The organism is Mycobacterium intermedium (genome assembly GCF_002086275.1).
GTDB lineage: Bacteria > Actinomycetota > Actinomycetes > Mycobacteriales > Mycobacteriaceae > Mycobacterium > Mycobacterium intermedium.
In genome coordinates this window covers 1-5818 of record NZ_MVHT01000164.1, presented here as the reverse complement: position 1 = coordinate 5818, position 5818 = coordinate 1, and the positions used below count along the sequence as shown (strand labels likewise).

Sequence of the window (5818 nt, the reverse complement as noted above, 5' to 3'; positions counted from 1 at the left end):
GTGGTGCCCACCGTGCACGCAATTGCGACCCGTCTCAAGCGTTGGGGCGCAACGTCCGTGCTAGCCACCGGCCCCTCCGTTGCCGAACCAGCCGGCAGGCCCTCCGTTGCCTCCTCTGCCGCCACCGGCGCCGCCGGCCCCACCGGCCCCTCCGTTGCCGAACAACCCGGCAGGCCCGCCGTCGCCGCCCGGCATGCCGGGCGCTCCCGCCGCGCCATTGCCACCGTTGCCGATCAACAACCCGCCCGCACCGCCATTGCCGCCCGGGGTGGTCGCGTTGGCCCCATCGCCGATCAGCGGACGCCCCACCATCGCCTCGGCAGGCCCGTTGATTGCAGCCAGGGCGCTTTGCTCAAAGGCTTGCAACGGCGAAACATTAGCCGCCTCCGCCGCCGCGTATGCACCGCTCGCCGCCGACAGGCGCCGTGCAAATGCGTCGTGAATCAGCGCGGCCTGCGTGGCCGCCGCCTGGTACGCCTTCGCATGCTGACCGAGCAGCGTCGCGATGGCCACCGACACTTCGTCCTGGGCCGCGGCCACTATGCTGGTGGTTACCGATGCCGCCGCCGTGTGGGCGGTGCTCAGCGAGGACCCCAGGGAGTTCAAGCTAGCGGCGGCTGATGTCAGCAGCTCGGGTGTGGCGATCACAAATGACATTGAGTGCCTATCTCCGAATAGTCAGTACTGGGCGCGTGCTACAGCGATATGGCTGGCAGCAGGGTGAAGCTCGGCAAGATGGTCTGAGTGAATTTGATGGGGGGAAGGACGATCGGGGGGGTGCTGAAGCCGCCAACCTGAATGCCGTCGAGGTCGATCTGGGGCAAAGTGGTACCGGTGAGCGGTCCGATTCCGATCGGTGGAACGGTGATTTGGGGGAGGCTGAGGCTACTAAGAGAGATGTTGCCGATGCCGAGGTCGGACAGATTCAGCTGCGGGCCGGCGGGCAGCGCGAGATTGAACTGGTTAATCGTGAGTTGAGGCAGGGTAAAGGCGCCGAGCGCTACGTTGTCTATCACCAGGCTAAACGCCCTGTCAAAGCTCCTGCCGTTTATTAATGTGAGGGGCGGAATTTGAGTTGGGGGAATCGCGATGTTCACCGATGTCTCGAATGGGTTGGGGTTAAGTGAAATCAGTGAATTACCTAGGCCAACGAAGGCAACCGAGTCAATCCGCATGCCCAAAGCAACGGTAGAAGTTGCATGTGGGTTGAAGAGTGTTATTTCCGGCGTTGTTATTTCCGGGATCCTGATCGCAGGTAAGTTAAAGTTGCCGACGGTGATGGCGGGCGCCGTGAAGGTGCCGATGCTAATATTTGGTAATTGGGGCTTTATGCTGATACTTGGTATGTCAATTGCGCCGACGTTGATCGCGTTTACTTGAATATTAGGTACGCTAATCGAACCCAGGCTGAATGGCGACAGATTAACCGGTGGAACAGTTACAGCGTTTAGGTTGAACGGGGGGAACGAGATCTGGGGGATCGTTATCTGGGGCGAGTCGACGCTGACGCTAATAGCCGGCGTGGTGATCGGCCCTAGGGTGGGGCCCTCTGGCCCGGGGTTCACGAGGCCCGAGAGTGGATTTGGCCACTCGACACCGATCTTCGGGATGAGATTGAAGAAGTCGGAGCCGATAGAACCGCCGGTCACGGTGAGCGGGGGAGTGGTGAACCCGGCGAGGTCGATGGCGCCGATAGCGATGTTGGGTATTTCGAATTGCCCAATATTGATGGGGGGAACGATCAGCGGGCCAAGGGACACCCCGTTAACGCCGATCGGCCCGATGTCGATCGTTGCGCCGGGGTTGGTGAGGGTGATTTCGGGGGTTTGCCAAGCGGGAATGGAGATACTCGGGGTGGTGAACCCGGTGATTTCGATAGGCGGCAGGACGAAACCGGCGGCACCCGGCTCGAACTGTTTCGTCACGAGGTCGAAATCGCCGATGTATATGCCGGGGGTGTTGCTCGGCATCGATACACGAAGGGCGAAGTTAACGGGGATATATTGGGGCAGCTTCAAGTCAAGACTAACGCCAATAGGGTCAGGCATGCTGAACAAGACCTTCGGCACGGGGCCGATCATTATGGAGACATAATTGAGAGAAGTTGTTCCACCATTGGTTAATATATTCTTATTGGCGAAGGCCAAATCCCCGCCGGATGGAAAATAGAATCCACTAGCTGGAAATTGTACTGAAGGCAGTACGAATGGTGCCGTTGCGAGTTGCGGGGTGCTAAATCCGCCGATAGTTATGCTCGGTAGGGAAATGGCGGGGAAGGTGAACGACGGTATGGTCAGACTTTGCATCGATAGCGATATGCTTGTGGGCGGTAGACTGAAACTACCTAGAGATATCTGGGGAATGTTGAGTTCGGGCAGGCTGAAGTTGCTGATTCCCAAACTCGGAAGATTTAAAGTCGGCAACCCTAGCGGGGGAATATTAAAGGGCGGAAGGGATATTGTGGGTATCTCGACGGCGGCGGGTGGGGGTCCGGTCAACGTGGCGGACATGGCCGCGGCGGCCTGAGTCGGCAGGTTTGCAAGCTTCGTCAACGGTTGGACGATTGGCGTCAACGCCGCGGCGATCGCAGAAGTCTCGCCGTGATAGCCCACCATCGCGGCAATGTCTTGGGCCCACATCATCTCGTATTCGGCTTCGGCGGCGAAAATGGCTGGCGTGTTGAGCCCCAACAGGTTTGAGTTCACCAAAGCGACCAGTTGGGTGCGGTTGGCCGCGATCGCCGCTGGATACACCGTCGCCGCTTGCGCGGCTTCAAACGCCGCCGCAGCCGCCTGAGCAAGGCCGGCCGCCGTCTCAGCGTGCGCGCTGGCCGCGCTCAGCCACCCTAGGTATGGGGTCGCCGCAGCCGTCATCGCCGCCGAGGCCGCGCCCTGCCACGCCCCGCTCGCCAGCTCAGTAGTCAGCGATTCGAACGACGTCACCGCCGCGTTCAACTCCGCGGCCAGTCCTTGCCAGCCCTCCGCTGCCGCCAACATCGGTCCCGACCCCGCGCCACCGAAAATCTGCAGGGAGGTGATCTCGGGTGGGAGCACCTGGAAATTCATGGGATTCACTCCTTGCAGCGGGCGGGATGAAGGCATCCCCCGTTACACACACACCTCGTCGTGTGTGACTACAGACCTAATGCGGGGCATCGAGCCCACTCCCGCTCAAACGGCAACCGAAGTTTGGCTCGACCGCGTTCTCGCCTTACGCCACTATCGCCGTGGTGACGATTATTAGTCACCACGATGACAGATAGTTAATCTACCCGAGGGTGGCACCGCGCACAAGAGTTTGGTAGGAGGGGCCGGTCAAGAGCTGCTGCGCTAGCTCGATGGCCAGTCCGATACCCAACGGGGCGGGCGCCAATTCGGCGGTGCCATTGAGGAATTGGCGGATGAGGTGCCGCACGGTGTTCGGACACCGCGATGAAACCCTCGCTTGGATGCGTACTTTCGTCGCCGTCCTCAGGAACCTCGGTGCCGATCTGGTCGGATGGCCCCACGAACGGCTCCTAACAAAGCGCGGAATCTGCAGGCGCACAGATATTGTCGCCATCTTCCTGTCGAGACGCCGACTGGACTCCTCGGAGCTGTCCCGACTTGAAAACGCGACCAATTGAGGGGAAGACGCCGGCTCCGTCGGGCTCGCAAGTAACCCGGTGCTGCATCCCCTCGAGGGGGGCCAGGCCGAGTCTTGTGTGTGTTTCCGCCCTCAGGTATATTGACTATCCGTCAATAAGACGACGAATAGTTGTCAATCTCGTACACGGTTGCAAGGTCGTGCCACCGCGCGCACGGCGGCTAAGCGTCAGGCAGGGCTCCAGGTTGCTCTCTGTGCGGAAGTGGCCTCGCCGCCCTCCATTCAGGTCTGTAGTCACACACAACGAGGTGCGCACCAAAGGGCTCACTTAAGGGCTCGGCAATGAATTGTCGGTGTCGGCGGCGACCCGACCCCTCATTTCACGCCTAGCAGAGATCACCTACAGGGATTGGAGGCTCACTGCCAATGTCGCTGATGTTGGACCGGATTCGAGAACTTGGGGTGCAGATTCCTGATTCCCCCGCCATCACCTTTGTCGATGATCGAGGTCGCGTCACTGAGTCGATGAGTCGTGCTGATGTGGTGACCGAAATGAATGCAGCGGCTGGGTTGCTCACGCAGCGTTGCGGTCTGGTACCAGGCGATCACGCACTCTTGGTGTACCCACCCGGTCTGGACTTCGTTCGTGCCCTCCTTGGTTGTATGGCCGCGGGGGTACTGGCGGTTCCCGTGTATCCGCCGAACCCGGTCAATCCGCAAAAGTCGATTGAGCCTCTGCAGCGGATCGCGGCTGATTGCAATGCAAAAGCGGTGCTGACCAATCGGCAGTATGCCAACGCCCGACGCCTCGGTGCGGCCAAGTCTTTGATGACCGGACGCACCGTTGTCTGGCCCGCAAACCTAAACTGGCACGCCACCTCGCCTGGCATCATGAACCGCCGGACGCGCGGATTCGGCTCGTCCTTCGATGCGGCTTCAGGCTGGGCCCCAAGTCACGACACTCCCGCCATCTTGCAGTACACGTCGGGCACCACCTCCGCCCCCAAAGGCGTCGTCATCACTTACGGCAACTTGGAGCATCAGCAAGAATTCGAGCGCCGGCACCTCGGACTTGGGCTGAATATGCGGGGAGTTTTCTGGGTGCCCGCGTATCACGACTTCGGGCTTATCGGCGCCATCCTGAACGCGTTGGCGGGCAATTTCGAGCTCACCTTGATGTCGCCATTGAGTTTTGTCCGGCGGCCTGCGCTGTGGTTCGAGGTCATGCACCGCGTGCGCGCCACGCACACGGTCTCCCCGAATTTCGGTTACGAACTGGCGGTGCGGAAGACCACCGCCGAACAGCGTGCGCAATGGGACCTGAGTTCGCTGTCGATGGTGATGAGTGCGGCAGAACCGGTCCGTGAGGACACCATTCGCACCTTTTTGGAGGCGTTCAGCGTCGCCGGTCTGCGTCCCGAGGCTTTCTGCCCCGCCTACGGACTGGCCGAACATACTGTCGGAGTAACCCTGTTCGGGCGCTCCACGTTACGAGTGGACACGCATAAGCTCGAAGCGCAAGGGATAGCGGTTCCTTACGACGGGCCCGCGTCAAAGGTCTTCAGGGGCTGCGGTGCGTTGACCGACGACGTCGACGTGCGCATTGTGGACCCGGAGAGCTGCGCGCCGCTGGACGAGGGCCGGGTCGGCGAGATCTGGGTGGACTCGCCGAGCAAGGCCGCGGGTTATTGGGGCAAACCGGAGGCCACCCGGGCCGCCTTCGCGGCTCGCTTGGCTGGTGTGGCTGGCAGCAGTGGCTACCTGCGAACCGGGGACCTGGGCTTTGTGCACGATGGTGAGCTGTATGTGTGTGGTCGTATGAAAGACGTGCTGACTTTGGCGGGCCGCAATATCTATCCGCAAGATATTGAAGAAAGCCTTCGGAATTGCCATCCCGCAATCAGGCCGGGCGGGATCGCGGCGTTTGCCATAGAGGAGGGCGGTAGCGAAGGGCTAGCGGTGCTGGTGGAAGTCAGCGCTGATGCCCCAGACGATGTGTTGTCGGGTGTGGTTGAAGCGGCGCGGGCGGTCGTACTGGAAGACCACCGGCTGCGCTGCTCGGTGGTGGTAGTGGGGCCGCCCGGCAGCGTGAGCAAGACGACCAGCGGCAAAGTGCAACGGTTCCAGTGCCGCGCCCGCTGGCTCGACGGCAGCCTTGATCGCGCTCACTGAAATTCCCCACTGACGCTCATCGAAATTCCCCACCCGTGTGGCTCCGCCGAGAAGGGCGGGC

Annotated in this window: 3 protein-coding genes and 1 pseudogene; 1 reads left to right on the top strand and 3 read right to left on the bottom strand. The window is 61.2% G+C overall.

Annotation, left to right across the window (positions count from 1 at the left end; translation table 11 throughout):
• Positions 1 to 63 precede the first annotated feature (63 nt).
• The 3 genes and pseudogenes from BST27_RS29455 to BST27_RS32795 form a co-directional block, all read right to left on the bottom strand.
• Positions 64 to 657 (bottom strand): annotated as a pseudogene (locus BST27_RS29455) (PE family protein); the annotation flags it as partial.
• A gap of 38 nt (positions 658 to 695) precedes the next feature.
• A complete protein-coding gene (locus BST27_RS29450; RefSeq protein WP_069422558.1) occupies positions 696 to 3065 on the bottom strand; it encodes a PPE family protein in 2370 nt (789 codons plus the stop codon).
• Positions 3066 to 3267: 202 nt separating this feature from the next.
• Positions 3268 to 3414, bottom strand: coding sequence for a hypothetical protein (locus tag BST27_RS32795; protein WP_156789329.1), 147 nt, complete (start codon positions 3412 to 3414; stop codon positions 3268 to 3270).
• A gap of 597 nt (positions 3415 to 4011) precedes the next feature.
• On the opposite strand from BST27_RS32795, the gene BST27_RS29440 reads away from it, so the two are divergent.
• Entirely contained in the window at positions 4012 to 5757 is a 1746-nt protein-coding gene (locus BST27_RS29440; protein WP_069422559.1) for a fatty acyl-AMP ligase, read from the top strand.
• Positions 5758 to 5818: the final 61 nt, after the last annotated feature.